Raw genomic sequence first — 22,145 nt, 5'->3', positions numbered from 1 at the left:
TTCAGGCCGGGCGGAGGCCTTCAATCCCGATCCATTTCCTGGATCGCCCGCTCCCGATCGAGCTGGACTTCGGCATTGTGCGTCAGCGCATCGAATGTCGTCAGGAAGCTGTCGAGCTGGTCGGCAGGGATGCCCTGAAACAGGAACTCGCTGCGCCGAACCGCTGTCTCCTCAATGATCTGGCTCACCGCGCGTCCCTTCTCGGTCGGACCGAAGAAGCCGTGGCGGCGTCCCGGGCGTCCGGTCCGCTCGATCAGGCCGATCTCGATGAGATGATTGACGGTGCGGCCCGCCTGGCTCTGGTCGCGCGCCAATGCCAGCACCAGCTGGGGCCAGCTGATCGGCGGATTGCGGCAGATTTCCGCCATGACCCAGGTCTCGAAATTCGACAGGCTGGTCTGGCGCTTATGGGCAAGGGCACCGCCGCGCAGCATGTAGGAGCACAGAGTGACGAACGGCGGCAACACGCGTGAGCGGTCCGCCGCGACACCGTTTTCGTCCGGCAGGCCTTCATCGACGAGATCCTGAAATGCCACGGTCTCGGGCCGCTGATTGCTTGCCGCCTGCTTTCGCTCCTGCTCGAACAGGGCGATGGCGCGGGTCAGCAGCATGTCCAGCACTCCGGAGAGCGTCTGAAGCTCCTCGTCGCTGATGCCGAAGGTGAGCTCCCGATTGCGCAGCTCGGCATGGCGCTGCAGGCGATCCGCCAGCTGCTTGCCGCTCGGGCTAAGCCGGATGGGGCTGCGGATGCCGCTGCGCAGCAGCAGGGCGACCTCGCCCATGCGCTTGATCGCACGGCTGATCTGCGCCTTGTCGACACCGCAGGCCAGGGAAATCTGCGCGAGGGTCATGCCGCCCTGGACATGAAGGAGCAGCAGGATCCGCCGGTCCAGCTCGTTGATATGCGCCGTGCGGGCGAAGGAGATATTCGCGCTCTCCCGGGCATTGCGCAGAAAGACCCAGAGCTTGGACTGGAACCGGGCCTGACGCTCGTCCCGCGGCCCGGGCGCCGGTGACGAGGCATCGACGTCGATGCCGTCGAGCAGGACATCCAGCTGGCGATCGAAGGAACTGTCCGGTCCCGATGGTTCGGCGCGGGCCTGCTCGACCAGCGTCCACCCAATTACGAAATGCTCGAGCGCCTGCGCGATCACGCGAGCTTCATCGAGCGCGAGGCCGACCTCGCACAAGGGCGCAACCGCGTCCGGCGTCCCGACCGCGAGAGGAAAGCGCGAGGCGACATGCGCGAACAGCCTGGCGCCATCGCGACTGGAGAGCATAGCGACCCGGCTGGTCTGCGCGCGCAAGGCAAGGCGACCGCGCCAGCCCGGGCCTGCCGCGCCGCCCTCGGCAGCACGCACCATATCCTGCGCCAACGCCGTCAGAAGTTGATCGTCGCTCGCGAAATGCTCTTCGATTTCGGCCGGATCGGCTTCAAGGTCGGCAGCGACGGCCTGCAGAGTGCAGCCGTCCAGGCCCGACCGGCCCAACAGGGCCAGCCCGGCGCTGATAATCGAAGCCCTGCTGATGCGCGCCCGGACCGAACCGAGCGCCGCGCGCCCCTTATTCATGATGACCGATCCCCAAAGACCCACCTTTCGCGTGATTCGGCCAGATTCATCGCATTTTCGAGCAGCGGTCAATGTTTATGCAAAATAATCAGACATGATCGTCATCCCCGAGCGATCCGTAAAATCGTTAGACCCGCAATAGATGGCGTAGTAAGATTTTCGCCACGCGGACGACCGCGTCATGAGAAGACAAGATATGTGGGAGCGAGAGGACCGGTGATCAGCAAATCCGTGGCGGCAGTCAGCGCCTTCATCATCGTCGCAGCCGGACTGAGCGGCGTGGCCCAAGCGCAGGGCAGCCTGAACGACCAGTTGGCGACCTGCGCGAGAATTGGGTCCACGGAAGCCCGCCTCGCCTGCTACGATTCGGTGGCGCAGTATAATCAGCCGCAAGGCGGCGCCTCTTCTCCCGCGCCTGTGCCGGGCACGGCCGGCTCCGTCAGTGCGAGCCGCACGCCCACGCCCGCACCGGCTGCTCCGGCCGCAACGACCGGCTTTGGCGCCGAGCAGGTGGAGCGCGCCACGCGCCAGCCGCGCGCATCGCAGGAGGACAAGGAAACGAGCGCCACCCTGGCAAGCGTGCGCGAGATCGGCCCGGGGCTGTGGCAGGTCACGCTCGCAGACGGGGCCGTCTGGCGGATGACCGAGCGGATGACCGCCTTCCAGCCGCCCGCCCCCCAGGACTCGGTCACCATCCGCAAGGGCGCGCTCGGCAGCTATCTGATGCAAGTCGGGCGGCAGGCAGCTGTGCGCGTGAACCGCGTGCGCTGATCGCGCGCGGCATCCGGCGGAAAGACCTAATCAACAAACCGCCGACTTGCTGCGAGCAGGATCGGCCCCGCGCCTACCGCCGGCTTATTGGACATCCGCGTTGCGTGCCGCAGCCACGCCAAGCACGCGCCGCCGCTTTTTTGTGGACTTAGTCATTCTGATCTCGATAGGGCCGTGCCATCCCGCATGAGCAGGCGGATTGAGGAGAGGTGATCTGATGTTGAACGTGAGTGGCAAGACGGCCTTCATCACCGGCGGCGCGAGCGGCATGGGCTGGGGCATGGCAAAGGCCTTCGGCGAAGCGGGGATGCGGGTCATCATCGCCGATATCCGTCAGGACGCGCTCGATCAGGCGATGGAAGGCTTTGCCAAGACCAATCTGGCCGTTCACGCTATCAAGCTGGATGTCGCAGACCGCGATGGCTGGGCCCGCGCCGCCGATGAAGCCGAGGCGCAGTTCGGCAATATCCATGTGCTGGCGCTCAACGCCGGCGTGGGCGTCACCGGCTCTATGCTGACGGCGACCTACAAGGACTGGGACTTCAACATGTCCGTCAACGTCGGCGGCGTCGTCAACGGGCTCGTTACCATGCTGCCGCGGATGCTCAAGCATGGCGAAGAAGGGCAGATCGTCGTCACATCCTCGACCGGCGGCTTTTCTGCAGTCGGCAATGCCGGCCTGTATTGCGCTGCCAAGTTCTGCGTGGCCGGCATGTTCGAAAGCCTCGCCACCGATCTGCGCGGCACCGCGCTTGGCGCCTCGGTCTTCTTCCCCGGCCCGGTGCAGACCCAGCTCGGCAGCACAACCAACGCCACCCGCCCCGAGCATCTGCGCAACGATGCGCCGCCCCCGGCCCCCGAGGCCGTCGGCGCGAAGAAGGATGCGCGGCCGGCACCCGGCTTCGACCCAAGCCTGTTCATGTCCAGCGAGGAAGTGGGTGAGCGCGTGCTGCGCGGCATTCGCCGCCGCGACCTGTTCATCATGACCCACCCGGAGTTCCAGCGCGGGATCGAAGCGCGCAACAAGGCGCTGGTCCGTGCCATTCCGGTGGAAGCGCCGAACGAGGCCCGCGCCAATCTCGTCGCCCAGTTCGGAACGCTCATGTACAACCCGATCTACGACGAGCAGCAGCCGCTCGACGAACCGCTTTGAGACGGCGGAGCTGACCGCAACAGGAGAGAACAGATGGCAAAGGTCGTCCGCGTGCATGAACTGGGGCCGCCTGACGTGCTCCGTTTCGACGAGATCGCGGTCGGCGCGCCCGGCCCTGGTGAGGTGCGAATCAGGGTCGAAGCCATTGGCCTCAACCGCTCCGAAGCGATGTTCCGCGCAGGGCGCTATCCCACCAAGCCGACATTGCCGACGCTGATCGGCTATGAGGCCTGCGGCATCATCGAAGCTCTGGGCGATGGCGTGTCCGGCTTCGCCGTCGGTGATCGGGTCTGTGCTCTGCCCATGTATCCGCTCGGCCAATATGGCGTCTGGGCCGAGCAGGCGATCGTGCCGGCCCGCTGCCTCCTGCACGCACCACCCGGGCTCAGCGCCGCGCAGGCTGCAGCAGTGTGGATGCAGTATATGACAGCCTATGCGATCATCGAGGTCGGCAAGGCCGGCATCGGCGATTATGTCATCATCCCCGCAGCCTCCAGCAGTGTCGGTCTCGCTGCGATTCAGCTCGCCAACTGGGCCGGCGCCGTCTCGATTGCGGCCACGCGCACCAGCGACAAGGCCGAGGCGCTTAAGGCGCACGGGGCCGCCCATGTCATCGCGACCGGGGAGACGGATCTGGTCGAGGCCGTGATGCAGATCACCGACGGCAAAGGCGCGCGGCTGGTGTTCGACCCGGTGCAGGGGCCCTATGTGCAGACGCTCACCAGCGCGATGGCCGAACGCGGCATTCTGTTCATCTATGGCGGCCTGTCCGAACAGCCGACCCCCTATCCACACTGGAATATGGCGTTCAAAGGCCTGTCAATGCGCGGCTGGGTCGCCTCGGAAATCTGGAACCACCCCGAGCGGTACAAGCGCGCGCAGGAGCACATCCTGCTGGGATTGAAGCTGGGCAAGCTCAAACCGGTGATCGCGCGCACCTTCCCGTTCAGCGAGATCGTGGAAGCCAATCGCTATCTGGAATCGAACCAGCAAATCGGGAAGATCGTTGTGACCGTCTGAACCCGACGGCAGGCGTCACTAGGGGCAGAGAATATGACGAACGAAGAGGGCGGCCAGACCAGCGTGAAGCTCCCGGCGCGGGACATCCCGCCGCCATGGACGATCAGCCCCCAAGCCCGGCAAGCGCTGATCGAAGGCGCCGCCACGCCGGCGACGAACTGGCCTGCCGCGACCGATCTGGCAGGCTGGCGGGAACGGCTGGCGGCCAGCAACGCCATGTGGGAGCCGATGGCGCAAGCCATGCTCGCCGCGCTACCGGTGACCATCGACACGGTGCAGATCGCCGGCGTGACCTGCCATGATTGCGTGCCGGATGCCGGAACAGCTAATGATGGTCCGGTCTATCTCTTCATTCATGGCGGCGCCTTTGTCTTCGGCGGTGGCGCATTTGCCAAGGCGACCGGCGCCCGGCAGGCAGCGGCGCTGGGCTACCGGGTCGTTTCGGTGGATTATCGTATGCCGCCCGACCACCCTTACCCGGCTGCGCCGGAGGATTGCCTTGCGGTATATCGGGCGTTGCAGGCCGGGACCGATCCGCGCCGCATCGTGATTGGCGGCAGTTCCGCCGGCGGCAATCTCGCCGCGGCTGTGACGCTGATGATTCGCGATCAGGGCCTGCCGCTCCCCGCCGGTCTCGTGCTGCTGACGCCCGAAGTCGATCTGACCGAGTCGGGTGACAGCTTCCTTACCAATGAAGGGCTGGATGTGGTGCTCAAGCGCGGGCTGCCGGAGTGCAACGCGCTCTACGCCAACGGCCATGACCTCACGCAGCCCTATCTCTCCCCGCTCTTCGGCGATTTCACCAGCGGCTTTCCGCCGACACTGGTGCAGACTGGAACGCGCGATCTCTTCCTGTCCAATTCCGTGCTCTTCCACCGCAAATTGCGAGAGGCGGGCGTCGATGCCGAATTACATGTGTGGGAAGCGATGCCGCACGCCGGGTTCGGTTGGGGCGAGGTGCCGGAGAACAGGGAAATCGAGCGCGAGGTTGCGCGGTTCATCGCGCGCGTAGTGCCGCAGCCTACCTAACGCTGCCTCAGGCTGGCCATGAAAAAAGGGAGAGCGCGCGCCCTCCCTTTTCCTATCTCACAGCGAATTGCGCGCTTACTCAGCGGCAATCGCGTCGACGCGGGCCGGAATGTCCAGCCCATAGAGCTTGGCGGCATTCTCATAGGCAATCTTTCGCACCAGCGCCGGATCGGCGCCCTCGGTGAACTCGGCCAGCACCTTGCGGCTGTTCGGCCAGATGCTGTCCGGGTGCGGATAGTCCGTCGCCCACAGCAGCTTGTCCTCACCATAGAACTTGTGCAGCGCGATTGCCGTGGGGCTCTGCTGGAACGTGCCGTAGACCTGCCGCTTGAACAGCTCGGACGGCTTCATCTTGTGCGGAATGCCGCCGCGCGCGTTCCAGAATTCTTCGGCTTCCCACAGGCGCCAGTGGCGATAATCCAGTTCCTCGATCACCCAGGGCAGCCAGCCGATGCCGCTCTCTGCGATGACGATCTTGAGGCCGGGGTGCCGCTCGAGAATGCCCCAAGCAAACAGGTCCACAAACGGATCCATGAACTGCTCGATGAACATCTTCACATGCAGGAAGGTGGCGCCCGGGCTGCCCTTATACTTGTCGAACGCGCGGCTGACGCTCGGGAACACGGTCACATGGAAGGAGAGAATGATGTTATTCTCCTCCAGCATGGTCCACAGCGGCTCCCAGCGCTCGTCCTCAAGGCGCGGCTGGGCCATGGCGATCTGCAGATTGGCCTGCTTGAAACCGCCCAGATCGACGATCTTCTGCAGCATCGCGACGGCCGCTTCCGGCTCGGGCGGCAGCATCGGCACGCCGATCAACCGGTCAGGAGCGGCGGAACAGAACTCCTTGAGCCATTCATTATAGGCGCCGTAGCAGGCGTCGCGCAGTTCCTTATCGTCGAAATCGAGCGAGGTGACCGGGCCGAATATGACATGCGCATACACGCCATCCCGATCCATGTCGGCCAGTCGCAGTTCGGCGACCGCAGGGCGACGCTCGGTCTGATCGACAATGCCACCGCGATCCAGGGCGGTGAAGATCGGCTTGGGACCGGTCATCGTGCTCGGCGCACCGGACCAGCCGCCCAGGCTCTTGCCGTCGCTCATCCAGGCGGCGCGGCCATCGACCATCTCGACCTTGGGGCCGCGATCCTTCAGATGGTCGGGCAGCCGGCTCGTCCAGAGATCGGTGGGAAGTTGATTGAGATCGAGGTGATCGTCACAACTGATCAGCGGATAATCCATGGGCCTGCTCCTCTCGCCTGAAAACCGAATGAAACGATGACGGCTTTGCGCCGAGCAGCCTTCGATCTTCAGCAATGTAATTAGCTACCTAACTATCTTGCAGCTTTTCATGGAGCAATGCAAGCATTTCCGTCGCCTTTGCCCTTCGGTTCAACCCGGCGGGCGCTCCTCAATTTGAAATGGCGCGCAACGGCGCGGTGATCGCGCTGCGCTCCTCGCCATATTCATTGACGTTGGCACGGCGCAAATCGCGCTTGTAGCGCGCATAATCGAACGCAGTCCCACGGTGCAGCGCATAGCGATTGTCCCAGATCAGCAGGTCGCCCTGGCGCCATTTGTGCGCGTAGATAAACTTCTCCTGACTGGCGAAGGCGATCAATTCGTCGATCAGGGCCATGCCCTCGGCATCGCTCAGCCCCTCGACGCGGAACGCATGGCTGCCCACGAACAGGCTCTTGCGACCCGAGGGACTAATTCGCACCATCGGCTGCATCGCGCCCGGCATGATCTCGCGGATACGGGCCGCTTCCTCGGGGCTGGCGCCGCCCTTGATGCGGCTGGCCGCAAAGCTGTGCTCGGCAACAAGAGTCTCGATGCGGTTCTTCATCGCTTGCGGAAGTTCATCGTAGACATGGCGCAGATCCACGAACTCGGTGTCGCCGCGCTCCGGCGGGACGATCACACCGCGCAGCATCGACCATTTGCTCGGCATGTCGTTGAAGCTGCTGTCCGCGTGGAAAATCTCATTGCCCTTGGCGAACTTGGCCCGCAGCGATTCGCGGTCCACGATCTCACCGTTCACGTCGAGATTGGAGGCATCGTAGAGACCATAAGCCATCCTGCGCGGCTCATCCGGGCGATACATGCCGGGCAGTTCGAGCGGGCCGAAGGCACGGGCAAAGCGCAGATGCTCCTCATCCGTGATATGCCCCTGGCCGCGGATGCACAGCACGACATGCTCGTCCATCAGGCGTTCGACGAGATCGATCAGCGCTTGGTCTGGGACTTGCGACAGGTCGGGGCCGGACAATTCGGCGCCAAAAATCAGATGCAGCCTCCTGACGTCCATCGCACCTCTCCCGTCTCACATGTTTGTGCAGCTTCTATTAATTCCGATTCAAATGATTTGCAAATTCAATGCTTGCGATGTCGAGCCGTCAAGGATCGACCAGGATGATCCGCAAGTCGTTGACGTTGGTGAGCGTCGGTCCGGGCGTGAACAGCGCACCCACCTGACCAAGAGCACCCCCGGCATCGTTGGCGGCCTGCACCGCCTCAACATCGATGCCGGCCTCGTCCAGCGCAAAGCCGGTTTCGCCATCGACATAGGCGCCCGCGACATCCCGGTTGCCGTCCACCCCGTCCGTATCGGCGGCCAGCGCGGCGACGCCGGGATGGTCGGCGATCTGCCCGGCCAGCTCCAGCGCATATTCCTGATTGGGACCACCGACCCCGTGGCCGGCAACCGTCACCGTCAATTCGCCGCCCGAGAGCAGCGCGCAGCGTTGGGTGCGATTATGCGCCAGGATCGCGGTCTGGGCATGACGGCGCGCGACTTCGCGCGCATCGCCATGGGCCTCCCGATCGAGAATGACCGGTTCATAACCCTGCGCCTGCAAAAATGCGGCGGCGGCATCCAGCGCGTCATCAGGGCGGACGACCACGTCGAACCGGCTTCCCGCCAGGCGGGGATCATCCGGCTTGACCGATTCGCTCCAGCCGCCCGGATCGGCGATGCCATAGCGCGCCAGCACCGCTTGTGCCTGCGCCACCGTGCTTTCATCGCCCACGGTCGGGCCGGAGCCGATGTCCTGCGGCACATCGCCGACCACATCCGAGACGGCAAGGGTGACGACCTGCGCCGGCCAGGCAGCCGCCGCGAGGCGTCCGCCCTTGATGCGCGACAGGTGGCGCCGCACCATGTTGATCTCGCCGATCGACGCGCCGGAGCGCACCAGCGCGCGGGTCACCGCCTGCTTGGCCGCGAGATCGAGTGGCGGGGATGGCGCTGCGAGCAGGGCCGAGGCCCCGCCCGAAAGCAGCACCAGCAGCAGATCGCCTTCCTCGGCGCTCTCAGCCAGAGCTAGGCAGCGCTCTGCCGCCGCAAGACCTGCAGCATCCGGCACGGGATGGCTGGCTTCGACCAGCTCGATGCGGGTGAGCGGGCCGCCATAGCCGGTGCGGGTCACGGCGAGGCCGGTGGCATCCGGCCAGTGCTGCTCCACCGCCTGCGCCATCGGCACGGCGCCCTTGCCTGCGGCGATGACGAGCACGCGCCCTTTGGGCCGGGGCGGCAGGGCCGCAATGATCGTCTCGGGCCGCTTGCACGCCGCAACCGCGACGGCAAAAGCCTCCTCCAGCAAAGCGCGCCGGTTCATGGCCATTTAGCGCGCCGCCAGGAAGGTTGCGACATTCTCGCCGGTGCGCCGCGCCACTTCCGTCACCGCCTGAGCGCTCAGCCACGCCGAGTGCGGCGTGACGATCACATTGTCGCGTTGAGCAAGGCGCAGAATGGGGCTGCCCGGTGGCGGCGGCTCGACCGGCGCCACATCGATTCCGGCGCCGCCGATATGGCCTGACGCCAGCGCGTCCTCCAGCGCATCGAGATCGATCAGGGCGCCGCGCGCGGTGTTGATGATGACGGCACCGGCCTTCATGCCGGCCAGCGTCTGCGCGTTGAGCATGTGCCGCGTGTCGTCCGTCAGCGGGCAATGCAGGCTGATGATGTCGCTGGTCGCCAGCACCTCCTCGAAGGCCATACGTCCCTCACCGGCCGGCTGCCCCTGGCGCCCGGCGAACACAACATCCATGCCCATCGCCTGCGCGCGGCTGGCGACGGCCTGCGCAATCGCGCCGCTGCCGAACAGGCCGAGCCGCTGCCCGGCAAGATCCCGCACGGGTGCAGCGAAGACGCAAAAGGCCTGGCCATTCTCCCATTGGCCATCGACAACCGAATTGCGGAACGGCACCAGCCCGCGAGCGAGCGCGAGAATCAGCATCATCACATGCTCGGCGACGGATGTGCCGGCGTAACCCACCACATTGCGCACTTCGATGCCCCGGGCCTTGGCCGCGACGCTGTCGACCACGTCCGTCCCGGTCGCCGTCACGGCAATGAGCTTGAGGTCCGGCAGCGCGGCAAGCATGGCGGCGTCCAGCCGCACCTTGTTGATGATCGCCACCTGCGCGCCGGCGAGGCGAGCCGCCACATCCTGCGGCTCGGTGAAATCATGCTCGATCCACTCATGCGCGATATCGGGCCGGGGAATCTCGAACCCGCCCATCGTTATCTTGTCGAGATGCACAATGCGCGGCGCGCCGTGCGCTGCCTGCTCGTTCGTGCCCGTTGCCATGCGGATCGCTCTCCCTAGATCGTTCGCAATGCAACTATCTAGCGCGGCATGCCAAGTCCAGCGCCTGATGCAACGGACCCGACGGGCAATCAGCCCATTGGAGATTCGTACAGCAATCTCATGAGCTTGTCGGTGACGACATTGACCTGATCGATCTCCTTGTCGCTCAGCCCTTCCAGCACGGACGCACGGAAAGCGTGGGCAACAGCCATGATTTCATCCAGCGCCTCCTGCCCGGCCGGCGTGAGTTGGATCAGCTTGGTGCGCCGGTCGCTGGGGTCCTGCAACCGCACCACCAGCCCATCGGCTTCCAGTGTATCGAGCATCCGCGTCAGGGTCGGCCCTTCAATGCCGATCCGCTTGGCGATGGCAATCTGAGCACTCGGTTCCGGCGACCGGGCGATCGTCGAGAGCGCTTCCATGCGGGCCGAGCCATAGCCCAGCGGACGCAAGCGCTCGTCCAGCATCGCGCGATAACGGCGCGCGACGAGGATCATGCGATAGGTGAACCCATATTCGCGATCCAGCCGGCTCCCACCGGTGATCGTCGGCAGGACGATGGCTGCCGGTTCCTCAGAATTCTCAGCCAATAGTAACCCCCACGTGGCCGGCGCGCCTGATTGCAAGTCGTTCCAAAGGCCCGATCATTTGCCCCCTGTCAACCCGAGAGCTGAAGCCCGGCCGGATTGCCGCCCAGCCGGCCGGCGTATCGCAATGCACAATTGAGTGTTGACGCTGCCCGTCCGCCACGCCAGATGCTTGGGCACAAGCCCGTGAGGGTTGGAGAGGACGACAGAAAAGATTGTTGGGAGTTGCTGCAATGTCCACCCTTCGCGCGCTGTCGACTCGCGCTCACGCTGCCCTGATCCTGCCTTGCCTTGCCGTGCTTTCGGCCTGTGGCGGCAGTGCCGAACCGGTCCAGAACAATGTTTCCGAACCTGACAATGTGCAGGAAAACGCCGTGAACGCGGCGGTGGTGCCTGTCACAAATGAAGCCAGCAATCAGGCGGCGGCGACACCCGCGCCGGCTGCCGGGGCGACAGAGGCTGCAGCGACAAAGCCTGCCGCCGAAACCGCAGCACCCAAGGAAACCGCAGCGGCCGCACCGGCCCCCGCGAAGGTCGCAACCTCGGCACCCGCCAGTGCTCCGGCTGCCGCGCCGGAGGGCGATGCCGCCAATGGTGCCAAGCTGTTCGCACAATGCCGCGTGTGCCACTCTGTCGAGCCTGACAAAAATGGTCTTGGCCCGTCGCTCCACGGCGTGGTCGGCCGCAAGGCCGGCACGCTCGCCGGGTTCAATTACTCGCCGGCCGTCAAGGGCAGCGGCATTACCTGGTCGGCATCTGCGCTGAACACCTATCTGCGCTCGCCGATGAAGGCGATGCCGGGCACGAAGATGGCGTTCGCGGGCATTGCCGACGATGCCAAGCGCGCCGACGTCATCGCCTATCTTCAGACCCTCAAATAAGCCGCCAGGCTGAAGCCGAGCCAATAAGGTCCGGCTTCAGCGGGACGACCCGAACCGATCCGGCGCGTAGATGGATGCATCGATGTGCCGGACCGCCGTCGGCAGCGCCTCGTCGAGCAACGTGGCCGCGCCGATCTGTGCTGCGGCCGGCGCCGTTTGCATGCCGAAACCGCCCTGTCCCGCGAACCAGAAAAAGCCGGGCACAGCCGCATCATAGCCATAGACCGGCAGCCGGTCGGGCGCGAAGCTACGGAGTCCTGCCCATTTATGCTCCACGGCCGCGACCGGCCAGTCGGTGACCTGCATGAACCGATCGACCGCGCGCGCGACATCCAGCTCTTCCGGCACCACGTCGCGTGCATCGTCCGGCGTTTCGTCATGCGGGGTCACCCACAAGCGCCCCTGCCCTTCCGACTTGAAGTAGAAGCTTCCATCGAGCGCGATGACCAGCGGGACATGCGCGGGCGCCGTTGGGCAGCGCAGTTGCACGACCGTCCGGCGCAGGGGCGTGATGCCCAGCGGCACGACGCCGCAACGCCGGGCGACATCATCGGCCCAGGCGCCGGCTGCATCGACGATGATGCCGCACGACAGCGGCCCGTCGCTGGTCTCCACAGCCCAGCCAGCGCCCTCGCGGCGCGCTGAAAGCAGCCGATTCGTCAGCCGCTCTTCCACGCCGCCGCGTCGTGCGGCCCGCCGATAGGCAGCGAGAAGCCCGCCGGTATCGATGTCCGCACAGGAGGGGGCCGCGACACCGATCGTCCATTCGTCACGGATGCCCGGCACGGCCTCGGCAACCGCCTCACGCCCGAGTCGCGTGAACTGGACATGGCTGCTCGCGAAATCGGCGATCAAGCGGTCGGCAAGCCCCTGCTGATCATGGCGGCCAAGGTGGATGGCGCCGCGCGGCGAGAGAAAGCCATGCTCGGAAAATGACGGTTCCGGCCGCGCCAGCATCGGCCCGCTCGCACTGGTCAACGGCTGTACGCCGGGACCACCATAGGTCTCTTCCCAGAACGCCACCGACCGCCCGGACGCGTGATAGCCGGGCTGATCTTCCTGCTCGATGAGAATGACCCGAGCGCTGCCGGCTATGCCTGCGGCCAGACTGAACCCGGCGATACCGCCGCCGACGATAAGGATATCGACCGAGGTCATCGGCGCCGCTCCGAATCGGCGGCAGCCCGGCAAAGCCAGGGAATGCGCGCCAGATAGTGGTTACGCTTTGGTAAGGCGTACACTCTAGTCGTGCCCCATCATGTCGGGTGTCTGGATATCGACAGCGCTCAGCGCCGTGCTGGCTTTGCTCCTCATATGGGGAGCGACGACGGACTTGCGCAGCCGAATCATATCCAACCGCCTCAATCTGTCCATCGCGCTGCTCGCGCCCTGCTGGTGGTGGGCCAATGGCCTGTCCTTCTATCCTGACGTTCTGCTGCAAGTCGGCCTTGCCGCCGCAGTTTTCCTGCTGTTCACGGGCTTGTTCGCGCTCGGCATGATGGGCGGGGGCGACGTCAAGATGCTTGGCGCGCTGGCCTTGTGGCTTCCGCTGGCGGCAATGTCGACCCTCATCATCGTCATGGCGCTGATCGGCGGCCTGGTCACCATCGTGACCGTCGTCCACCACCGGACGACGCGCCGAATCGGCCAGCCGGAGATCCCCTACGGCGTCGCCATCGCGCTCGCGGGCCTTTGGGTTCTCGGCGAACGCTATCTTAACCATTTGACTTAATGATCACGCGGATTGGGGCCGGGGGTGGCTCCGCCGACTGGAGGCGAGTTTCGAAATGGAACCGAAGAAGATCGCGCTGCTTGCTGGCGCGTTGATCATAGCGGTGGCGGCGGCGTTTCTCGCCCGGTCCATGTTCACCAGCGGCGGGGGATCGCCACAGGCAACGGCATCGGCCATGCCCGATACCGCGCAGATGCCGCATGTGCTGGTGGCGACCAAGCCGCTGCCTGTCGGGACGATCGTCGGGCCGGATGCCTATCGCTTCCAACCCTGGCCCAAGGAACTGGTCGAGGACGCCTATTATATTCAGGGGAAAGCCGACGAGGCTCAGATGGTCGGCGCGGTCGTGCGCACCGCCATCGCGGCAGGCCAGCCGGTCACGCAGGGATCGCTGATCAAGCCGGGCGACCGCGGCTTCCTCGCCGCAGCCCTCAGCCCCGGCATGCGCGCCGTGACAGTGCCTGTCTCCGTGCAGAGCAGCGTTGCTGGTTTTGTTTTCCCCGGTGACCGCGTCGACCTGGTGCTCACGCAGAGCGTGCCCGGCGGCGGCGACGGCCCGCCCCTCAAAGTCTCCGAGACCATCCTGCGTAACCTGCGCGTGCTGGCGACCGATCAACGCACCAACGCCCTCGACGAATCGGGCAATCCGGTGGTGCGGACATTCTCCAACGTGACCATGGAAGTCACGCCGCGCATGGCCGAAAAGATCAGCGTCGCGCAGACCGTTGGCGCGCTGTCGCTGGCCCTGCGCTCGCTTGCCGACAACACGCAGGAGCTGGAAGCCGCGCTGGCCTCCGGCGACATCGATGCGGTGGATGCCGAGAATGGCGGCAACACGCTGATCACCGCTGCGCGGCCGGTCGATGGCCGCTCCACCTATTCCACCGGTGCCGACGTGTCGCGCTACCAGCGCAGCACCGTTCCCGCCAAACCCATCGACCCCTCGGGCGCACCGTCCGGCAATGGTCCGATGGTGCGCGTGGCGCGGGGGACGGCGGTCACCAATGTCGAGCTGGGGAGCAAGTGAGATGAACAGCCCGTCCAGGCTCCGTATGGCGCGCACCGCGACCGGCGTTCTCGCCACCGCGCTCGCCCTGACCGTCAGCGCTACCGTTGCGCCGGCCCTTCATGCCCAGGCGACCATGGCGCCCAAGACGGACGGCACGCTGCTGCTGGCCGTTGGCGAAAGCCGGGTGATCAACCTGCCGGCCAATCTCACCGACGTGGTGATCGCCAACCCCAATGTGGTCGATGTGCATGTCCGCTCGCAGCGGCAGGTCTATCTGATCGCTAAGGCATCGGGCGAAACCAACGTGTTCATCACGGCGCGTGATGGCAAGATGCTCTACGCCAATGCCGTGCGGGTGGGGAACAACATCACCAGCATCGACCAGATGCTCCGCCTCGCCATGCCTGAATCGGATGTGCAGGTGAACACCATGAACGGCATGGTGCTGCTCACCGGCACCGTCGCCGCACCGGAAGACGCTGCCGAGGTCCAGCGGCTCGTTCAGGCCTTCTCGGGCGCCGACACCAATGTGGTCAGCCGGCTGCGCACCGCGACGCCGCTGCAGGTCAACCTGCAGGTCCGCATTGCGGAAGTGAACAAGAACTTCACGAAATCGCTGGGCTTCAACCTCATCACGCAGGACACGACGGGTGGCTTCCTGTTCGGCATCGGTCGCGGCAATCCCGGATCGCTGGCGACGGGCCAGTTCAACGTCATCGAGAACGGCACGTCCATGGCCTTCTCTGGCAATCTGCTGGGCCTCGATGTGCTCGGCACGCTCGATGTGGCCGAAAATCAGGGCCTTGCGGTCACGCTGGCCAATCCGAACCTGACGGCGCTCTCCGGCGAGACGGCGAGTTTCCTCGCGGGCGGCGAGGTGCCGATCCCCATCGCAACCCAGCAGCAGGTCAGCGTCGAATATAAGCAATATGGCGTCAGTCTGGCATTCACCCCCACGGTGCTCGCCAATGGCCGCATCTCGATGCGCGTGCGGCCCGAGGTCTCGCAGCTCGACAGCAGCTCCGCGGTGCGCGTGAGTGGGTTCGACATTCCCGGCATCCAGACCCGCCGCGCGGAGACGACCGTGGAACTCGGCTCGGGCCAGAGCTTCATGATCGGCGGCCTGCTCTCCACGGCGAGCGGCAACACGATCGAGAAGACGCCGTTCCTGGGCGACATCCCCATCCTCGGCAATCTGTTCAAGTCGCAGAGCTATAGGCGTCAGGAAACCGAGCTGGTGATCATCGTCACGCCCTATCTCGTGCGCCCGGTCGACGCGCGCCAGATCGCGCTGCCGACTGACGGTTATCGCAATGCCGATGACGCGCAACGCATTCTGGGCGGGCAGATCCAGGACGGCAGATCCGGCGATGCCCGGCCCACGCCCCAAGCCCTGCCCCCCAAGACGGTCGAGCAGGGCAGCGTCGCCGCGCGCTCGGGCAATGCCGCACCCGGCTTCAGCTTCTGAGGTGGAAGGACGAGAGATGACCAAGACAAGCTTCTTCCGCACAGCCGGCACCACAACCCTGATGGCACTGGCCCTCATCGGTCAGTCCGCCAATGCCCGCTCCCGCGAGGTCAATCGCGGGGTCGAGCCAGTGCATCAGCCGGTCGTCGAGCGCACCGATTTCGTCTTCGACCTGAGCCCGGACGGCGCAGGCACGCTCAGCCGCATGGACGAGCGCCGGTTGACCGTCTGGTTCAACGCCCTCGGCCTTGGCTATGGCGACCATGTGACGCTCGCCGGCGATACCAGCGGTTCTCTGGCGCTGCGCGATGGCGTGACGCAGGTCGTGGGGCGCTACGGCCTGCTCGTGGATGGCGAGGCGCCACTGACGGCAGGCGCACCGCCCATCGGCGGCCTGCGCGTCGTGGTCAGCCGCTCGGTCGCCAGCGTGCCGGGCTGTCCGACATGGCGGGACAAGGCGGAAGCCAATTTGAGTGGCGGCCTGAGCGACAATTATGGTTGTGCCATGGCCACCAACCTCGCAGCCATGGTCGCCGATCCACGCGACCTGGTCGAAGGACGCGAGGGCGGTCTGGACGTCACCAACGTCGTGAACAGCAAAGCCATCAAGACCTATCAGGAGACGGCCCCGACGGGCGCCGGCGGCCTGCAGGGCATGTCGGTGGGAGGCAAGTGAGATGAACGCACCCTGGAAAGCCGGCGGACCGCATGGCCGCGATGCGTTTCACGCCTATGTCTGCGACGATCATAGCCTTGAGGTACTGCGGACGGCGGTGCAGGAGATGGGTTGGCCCACCGAAAAGCTCTACAAGGGCGGGCTGCGCAATGCCGTGCAGTCGCTCTCGATGTCTGCAAGCCCCAACATTCTCTTCGTCGACCTCTCCGAATCGGCTGACCCGCTCACCGACATCAACAGTCTGGCGGAAGTGTGCGAGCCGGGCACGGTGGTGATTGCCTCGGGGCAGGTGAACGACGTGCGCCTGTACCGCGATCTCGTCGCCAGCGGGCTGCAGGATTATCTGCTCAAACCGCTCGCCGTCGACACCATGCGCGACATTCTCACCGGCGCTCAGGCGGTCTTCCTGACGCCCAAGGCCGAGGTGGCGAGTGAGCGGGCGCACATGATGGTCTCTGTCGTTGGCGCGCGCGGGGGCGTCGGCGCCTCCACTGTCGCCACGTCACTCGCTTATCTCACCAGCGCGCGGGGCAAGCGCTCGACTGCCCTGCTCGATCTCGACGTGCATTTCGGCACCGGCGCCCTCGCGCTCGATCTCGAACCGGGGCGCGGCCTCACTGATGCGGTGGAAAATCCCAGCCGCATCGACGGGCTCTTCATCGAGCGCGCCATGGTCCGCGCCAGCGAAACGCTGGCCGTGCTCTCGGCCGAAGCGCCGATCAGCCAGCCATTGCTGACGGACGGATCGGCTTACTTCCAGCTGGAGGAAGAGCTGCGGTCTGCTTTCGAATGGACGTTCGTGGATATGCCGCGTGGCATGTTGGTCCAGCACCCGCATTTGATCCATGAATCCAGCGCCATCGTGCTGATCACCGACTTCACGCTCGCGGCGGCCCGCGACACCATCCGCATCCTCTCCTGGCTCAAGACGAACGCCCCGCAATCGCAGGTGATCGTAGCCGCCAACAAGGTGCAGGTCGGCGTGGCGGAGATCACCCGCAAGGACTTCGAGCAGAGCATCGAGCGGGCCATCGACGTGGTGCTGCCCTATGACGCCAAGGTCACCGCCCAGGCGGCCAAGCTGGGCAAGACGGCAGCGGAAAGCGGCCGCTCCAGCAAGCTGGGCCAGGCCTTGCTCGATCTGAGCAACCGACTGAACTCGGCAGACCTCGCCGAGACGGGCGCCAAAGGCAAGAGCGGCGGATCGCTGATCGGCCGGCTGCTGGAGGTGAAGATCCCCGGCAAGGCGAAGAAGAAGATGGATGCCGATCCTGTGCCGGGCAATGATTGACGCGGCGCAAGCGCCTGCGAGCAAGACGTAACTGGATGAGACCCTGATGAATAGCCAGCTTCTCCTGCTGATCTTGCTCGCGGCGATGGCCATCGCCTTGCTGGTCATGGCCCTCTCCGGGCCGTCCGCCGACCGCGTCGGGAGCCGCCGGATCGCCGCCATTCGTGGGCGCCATGCAAGCAGCGAGAGCAACCAGATCGAAGCGCGGATGCGCAAGGCGATTGCCGCGCGGGGGCTCGATCAGGGGCATCTGTTCACATCGCTGATCCCGAACCCGGAACTGCTCGCCACCCGACTGCGCATGACGGGCAAGAAATGGACGCTCAGCCAATATGTCACGACATCCGTTGCGCTGGCGATTGGCGTGCTCGCCATCATGGTGCTGCGCGATTATTCGTTTCTTCTGTCGGTGCTCGTCGCGATTGCGATCGGCTTCGGGATTCCGCATTTCGTCGTCGGTCGGCTGATTGCGCGGCGGGTCAACAAGTTCACTACCAATTTCCCTGACGCGCTCGACCTGCTCGTGCGCGGCCTGCGTTCTGGCTTGCCGGTGGGCGAGACAATGATGGTCGTCAGCCAGGAAATCCCCGGGCCGGTGGGTGAGGAATTCAAGCTCATCACCGAGCGGATCAAGATCGGCCAGTCGATGGACCAGGCGCTGCAGGAAACCGCCGCCCGCCTCGGCACGGCGGAATTCAAGTTCTTCTGCATCACCATCAACATCCAGCGCGAGACGGGCGGCAATCTGGCCGAAACGCTCGCCAACCTCAGCAACGTTCTGCGCCAGCGCGCGCAGATGAAGCTGAAGATTCGCGCCATGTCGTCCGAATCCAAGGCATCGGCCTACATCATCGGCGCTCTGCCCTTCATCGTCTTCGGGCTGATCAGCTGGATCAACTTCAAATATATGTCGGCCTTTTTCATCGGCGATCCCAATGGCGTGTTCGGCCTCAGCCTGATGCAGGTCATCGCCATCGGCGCGATGATGTGGATGAGCATCGGTGTGTTCATCATGGCCAAGATGATCAGCTTCGAGATCTGAGGGGAGCGCGCGATCATGCAATCCACCGGCGCTACGCTCTTTGGCCTCACCGCAGCCGATCTCGGCACCTTGCTTGCCGCCATGGCGACCTTCGCCGTGCTGGTCGCGCTCTACGCCGCTACGACCGTGCGCAACCCGATGGGTCGGCGACTGCGGGCGCTGAACGATCGCCGCGAGCAGCTCAAGGCCGGCATCATCGTTGCCCCGTCCAAGCGGCGGACCAAGATCGTCCACCAGAGCGACACGACGGACTGGATGCAGCGCTTCCTGTCCTCGCTCAAGGTGCTGCAGGACGATCAGTTGCGGGATGCGCAGAAGAAGCTCGCCCAAGCCGGCATCCGCTCCAAGGAATATGCTATCGCGGTCATCTTCGCGCGGCTGGTGCTGCCGATCGCCGTGGGCGGCTCGGCGGCTCTGCTGATCTACGGTCTTGACCTCTGGCCGCACTGGGGGCCGCTCAAGAAGTTCGGCGCCTTCGCCGGGGCCCTGCTGCTCAGCTACAAGGCGCCGGACCTCTATGTCGGCAACAAGGTCACCAAGCGCTCCGATGCGATCCGCAAGGGTATTCCCGATGCGCTCGATCTGCTGGTGATCTGCGCCGAGGCCGGCCTGACCGTAGACGCCGCCTTCGCGCGCGTCGCCCGCGAACTGGGCTCGGCCTATCCCGAACTGGGCGAGGAATTTCAACTCACCTCCATCGAGCTCTCCTTCCTCACCGAGCGGCGCATGGCCTTCGAGAATCTGGCCGAGCGGGTGGATGTCGAGGCGCTCAAAGGTGTCGTCACCACGATGATCCAGACCGAGAAATACGGCACGCCGCTGGCCTCTGCGCTGCGCATCCTCTCCGCCGAATTCCGTCATGAGCGCATGATGCGCGCCGAGGAAAAAGCGGCGCGCCTGCCGGCGATCATGACCATCCCGCTGATCCTGTTCATCCTGCCGACGCTGTTCGTCGTCATTCTTGGCCCGGCGGCCTGCTCCATCAAGAAGGCGTTGCTGTAACCTCAGGTTACATCGCGGGCCGCCTTGCGGTCAGGCCGTCCCTGCGCCACTAGGGCCAGAATCGCCATTTGGCACGGACTATCAGGAGACCGTCATTGCCCGCTCAGATCATCACGCCGGTCATCCTTTCGGGAGGATCGGGCACGCGGCTCTGGCCGGTCAGCCGCAGCGAGCATCCCAAGCAATTCATCGCTCTCACGGCGCCGGAAACCATGTTCGAGCTGACGCTGGGCCGGGTGGCCGGTCTCGAAGGCGGCGCGACGCCCCTGGTTGTTGCGAACGCGGCCCATGCCGAGATCATCCGCAAGCAGGCGGGGCCCGAGTTGACGCTGATACTCGAGCCGAGCGCCCGCAACACGGCGCCCGCCATCGCGCTGGCGGCGTTGGCTCTGGAAGAGAGCGACAGCGCCCTGCTGGTGATGCCGAGCGATCATGTGATCGCTGACGTCCCGGCTTTCCATGCCGCCATCGAGCGCGCCCGGCCGCTGGTCGCCGATGGCTGGCTCGTGACCTTCGGTATCGAGCCGACCGCACCGGAAACTGGTTTTGGCTATATCGCGCTCGGGAACGAACTGGCTGCGGGCGTCAACACGGTCAGCCGCTTTGTCGAAAAGCCTGACGCGACGCGCGCCGCGCAGATGCTCGCACAGGGCGGGCATGTTTGGAACGCCGGCATCTTCCTGTTTGGCGCCCGCGACTTTCTGGCCGCACTGGCGACGCACCAGCCGGCGATGTTGGCCGCTGCGCGCGCGGCGATGGCGGCAGCCACCCGCCAGGGTGCCGCAATTCTGCCAGATGCCGCAGCCTTCGCGCAATGCCCGTCCGACTCGATCGATTATGCGGTGATGGAACGGGCGGACAAGGTCGCCTGCGTCCCGGTCAGCATGGGCTGGTCCGACGTGGGGAGTTGGGATGCGCTCTACGACCTCGCCGACAAGGATGAGGCGGACAATGCCCTGCAAGGCGCTGCCTATGCCATTGATGCCAGGGGCTGCCTGATCCGCAGCGATGGCCCGGCCGTGACCGTCGTCGGGGCGGAGGACCTGATCGTCATCGCATCGGGCGACGAGATCGTCATCCTGCCGCGCGGGCGCTCTCAGGATGTCCGCAAGGCTGTCGCGGCGCTGAGCGAGCGGTCGGGGCGGTCATGAATCGCGCCCGCCCTCACTGGCTGCGGGCACTGCTGATCGTCTTGGCGTTGATGATCGTCCTGCCGGTTGTCGCGCAGTTCGTGTAGAGCGGCAAAGGGCACTTCCAAGCTCAACACGCTCGTGGCAAGGCGGCCCCACGCAGCAAGGACAATCCGATGACCGACAAGCCCACCATCCTCGTCACCGGCGGCGCCGGCTATATCGGCAGCCACGCCGTGCTGGCGCTGGTTGATGGGGGATGGCCGGTCGTCGTGGTCGATAATCTCACCACCGGCTTCCGCTGGGCCGTGCATGAGAAAGCCGCGTTCGTGGAAGGCGATATCGGCGACGCCGCGTTCATGGAAGGCGTGCTGCGGCAGCATGACGTCAAGGGCATCATGCACTTCGCAGGCTCCATCATCGTTCCTGAATCCGTCGAGAATCCGCTCAAATATTATCGCAACAACACCGCCAACAGCCGCGCCCTCATCGAGGCGGCTGTTCAGGCCGGCGTGCCGCACTTCATCTTTTCCTCCACCGCCGCCACCTACGGTATTCCGAAGGAAAGCCCGGTGCCCGAAGACAGCCCCAAGCAGCCGATCAACCCTTACGGCATGTCTAAGCTGATGACCGAGATCATGCTGGCGGACGTCGCCGCGGCCCATCCGCTCAATTTCTGCGCGCTGCGCTATTTCAACGTCGCCGGCGCGGACCCGCAGGGGCGGTCCGGCCAGTCGACGGCGGGTGCGACCCACCTCATCAAGGTCGCGGTGGAAGCGGCACTGGGCAAGCGCGAGAGCGTCGCGGTCTTCGGCACGGATTTCGACACGCCGGATGGCACCGGTGTGCGCGATTACATCCATGTGAGCGATCTGGCTGCCGCACATGTGCTGGCGCTGGAAGCGCTCATGGCCGAGCCGGAGCGCAATCTGACGATGAACTGCGGCTATGGCCGTGGCTTCTCGGTGCTGGACGTACTCGACGCGGTGGACCGGGTGACGAACCGCAAGGTGGAGCGCCGCATCGAAGGCCGGCGCGCTGGCGATCCGCCGGCGCTCATCTCCGACAACCGCCGCATCAAGGCCACGCTGCCCTGGCAGCCCGCTTATGCGGACCTCAACACCATCGTCGATCACGCGCTGGCATGGGAGCGCAAACTCTCGGACATCCGCGGCGACAGCTGAA

21 protein-coding genes are annotated in these 22,145 nt (G+C 65.2%); 14 read left to right on the top strand and 7 right to left on the bottom strand.

Translation table 11 applies throughout. From position 1 onward, the window contains the following. Positions 1–20 precede the first annotated feature (20 nt). A complete protein-coding gene (locus M2339_RS15170) occupies positions 21–1,571 on the bottom strand; it encodes a winged helix-turn-helix transcriptional regulator (RefSeq protein WP_264588043.1) in 1,551 nt (516 codons plus the stop codon). Between the two features lie 216 nt (positions 1,572–1,787). Here M2339_RS15170 and M2339_RS15165 point away from each other — a divergent pair, with 216 nt between their 5' ends. The 4 genes from M2339_RS15165 (at position 1,788) to M2339_RS15150 (ending at position 5,544) form a co-directional block, all read left to right on the top strand. Then, a complete protein-coding gene (locus tag M2339_RS15165; protein ID WP_264588044.1) occupies positions 1,788–2,342 on the top strand; it encodes a hypothetical protein in 555 nt (184 codons plus the stop codon). Positions 2,343–2,559: 217 nt separating this feature from the next. Then, positions 2,560–3,495 carry an SDR family NAD(P)-dependent oxidoreductase gene (locus M2339_RS15160; RefSeq protein ID WP_264588045.1) on the top strand — a complete coding sequence of 312 codons (936 nt, stop codon included), beginning with the start codon at positions 2,560–2,562 and terminating at the stop codon, positions 3,493–3,495. 33 nt (positions 3,496–3,528) lie between these two features. After that, positions 3,529–4,515: a zinc-dependent alcohol dehydrogenase family protein gene (locus M2339_RS15155; RefSeq protein WP_264588046.1), complete on the top strand. Its 987-nt coding sequence runs from the start codon at positions 3,529–3,531 to the stop codon at positions 4,513–4,515. Positions 4,516–4,548: 33 nt separating this feature from the next. Continuing rightward, complete coding sequence (locus M2339_RS15150) at positions 4,549–5,544, top strand: alpha/beta hydrolase (RefSeq protein ID WP_264588047.1); 996 nt, start codon at positions 4,549–4,551, stop codon at positions 5,542–5,544. A gap of 75 nt (positions 5,545–5,619) precedes the next feature. Here the strand turns inward: M2339_RS15150 and M2339_RS15145 are convergent, their stop codons facing one another. The 5 genes from M2339_RS15145 to M2339_RS15125 all read right to left on the bottom strand — a co-directional run bounded on the left by M2339_RS15145 (position 5,620) and on the right by M2339_RS15125 (position 10,732). Next, positions 5,620–6,789 carry an amidohydrolase family protein gene (locus M2339_RS15145; protein ID WP_264606456.1) on the bottom strand — a complete coding sequence of 390 codons (1,170 nt, stop codon included), beginning with the start codon at positions 6,787–6,789 and terminating at the stop codon, positions 5,620–5,622. Between the two features lie 169 nt (positions 6,790–6,958). Next, on the bottom strand, positions 6,959–7,858 hold the full coding sequence (locus M2339_RS15140) for a TauD/TfdA dioxygenase family protein (RefSeq protein WP_264588048.1): 900 nt from the start codon (positions 7,856–7,858) through the stop codon (positions 6,959–6,961). A gap of 88 nt (positions 7,859–7,946) precedes the next feature. Beyond that, on the bottom strand, positions 7,947–9,167 hold the full coding sequence (locus M2339_RS15135) for a glycerate kinase (RefSeq protein WP_264588049.1): 1,221 nt from the start codon (positions 9,165–9,167) through the stop codon (positions 7,947–7,949). A gap of 6 nt (positions 9,168–9,173) precedes the next feature. Next, positions 9,174–10,142 carry an NAD(P)-dependent oxidoreductase gene (locus M2339_RS15130; RefSeq protein WP_181561227.1) on the bottom strand — a complete coding sequence of 323 codons (969 nt, stop codon included), beginning with the start codon at positions 10,140–10,142 and terminating at the stop codon, positions 9,174–9,176. A gap of 89 nt (positions 10,143–10,231) precedes the next feature. Further along, complete coding sequence (locus M2339_RS15125; RefSeq protein WP_181561226.1) at positions 10,232–10,732, bottom strand: MarR family winged helix-turn-helix transcriptional regulator; 501 nt, start codon at positions 10,730–10,732, stop codon at positions 10,232–10,234. Positions 10,733–10,962: 230 nt separating this feature from the next. Between M2339_RS15125 and M2339_RS15120 the strand changes: the two genes are divergently transcribed. Then, on the top strand, positions 10,963–11,610 hold the full coding sequence (locus tag M2339_RS15120) for a c-type cytochrome (RefSeq protein ID WP_264588050.1): 648 nt from the start codon (positions 10,963–10,965) through the stop codon (positions 11,608–11,610). 36 nt (positions 11,611–11,646) lie between these two features. On the opposite strand, the gene M2339_RS15115 is transcribed toward M2339_RS15120, so the two are convergent. Next, positions 11,647–12,768, bottom strand: a complete 1,122-nt coding sequence (locus tag M2339_RS15115) for an NAD(P)/FAD-dependent oxidoreductase (protein ID WP_264588051.1) — start codon at positions 12,766–12,768, stop codon at positions 11,647–11,649. A gap of 100 nt (positions 12,769–12,868) precedes the next feature. Between M2339_RS15115 and M2339_RS15110 the strand changes: the two genes are divergently transcribed. The 9 genes from M2339_RS15110 (at position 12,869) to galE (ending at position 22,144) form a co-directional block, all read left to right on the top strand. Next, the gene (locus M2339_RS15110; protein ID WP_264588052.1) at positions 12,869–13,342 is read left to right on the top strand and encodes a prepilin peptidase; all 474 of its coding nucleotides are present in this window, start codon (positions 12,869–12,871) and stop codon (positions 13,340–13,342) included. 55 nt (positions 13,343–13,397) lie between these two features. After that, a complete protein-coding gene (gene cpaB / locus M2339_RS15105) occupies positions 13,398–14,369 on the top strand; it encodes a Flp pilus assembly protein CpaB (protein ID WP_181561222.1) in 972 nt (323 codons plus the stop codon). A gap of 1 nt (position 14,370) precedes the next feature. Beyond that, positions 14,371–15,819: a type II and III secretion system protein family protein gene (locus tag M2339_RS15100; protein ID WP_264588053.1), complete on the top strand. Its 1,449-nt coding sequence runs from the start codon at positions 14,371–14,373 to the stop codon at positions 15,817–15,819. A 16-nt stretch (positions 15,820–15,835) separates the two neighbouring features. Further along, on the top strand, positions 15,836–16,495 hold the full coding sequence (locus M2339_RS15095; RefSeq protein WP_264571764.1) for a CpaD family pilus assembly protein: 660 nt from the start codon (positions 15,836–15,838) through the stop codon (positions 16,493–16,495). Between the two features lies 1 nt (position 16,496). Continuing rightward, positions 16,497–17,786: an AAA family ATPase gene (locus tag M2339_RS15090; RefSeq protein WP_264588054.1), complete on the top strand. Its 1,290-nt coding sequence runs from the start codon at positions 16,497–16,499 to the stop codon at positions 17,784–17,786. Positions 17,787–17,832: 46 nt separating this feature from the next. Beyond that, positions 17,833–18,828 carry a type II secretion system F family protein gene (locus tag M2339_RS15085; RefSeq protein ID WP_264573875.1) on the top strand — a complete coding sequence of 332 codons (996 nt, stop codon included), beginning with the start codon at positions 17,833–17,835 and terminating at the stop codon, positions 18,826–18,828. A gap of 15 nt (positions 18,829–18,843) precedes the next feature. After that, complete coding sequence (locus M2339_RS15080) at positions 18,844–19,830, top strand: type II secretion system F family protein (protein WP_181561218.1); 987 nt, start codon at positions 18,844–18,846, stop codon at positions 19,828–19,830. A 95-nt stretch (positions 19,831–19,925) separates the two neighbouring features. Beyond that, entirely contained in the window at positions 19,926–20,981 is a 1,056-nt protein-coding gene (locus M2339_RS15075; protein WP_264588055.1) for a mannose-1-phosphate guanylyltransferase/mannose-6-phosphate isomerase, read from the top strand. A 155-nt stretch (positions 20,982–21,136) separates the two neighbouring features. After that, complete coding sequence (gene galE, locus M2339_RS15070; RefSeq protein ID WP_264588056.1) at positions 21,137–22,144, top strand: UDP-glucose 4-epimerase GalE; 1,008 nt, start codon at positions 21,137–21,139, stop codon at positions 22,142–22,144. Position 22,145: the final 1 nt, after the last annotated feature.

Source organism: Sphingobium sp. B2D3C, from assembly GCF_025961835.1.
GTDB lineage: Bacteria > Pseudomonadota > Alphaproteobacteria > Sphingomonadales > Sphingomonadaceae > Sphingobium.
This window is presented reverse-complemented; position numbering and strand designations above follow the sequence as displayed.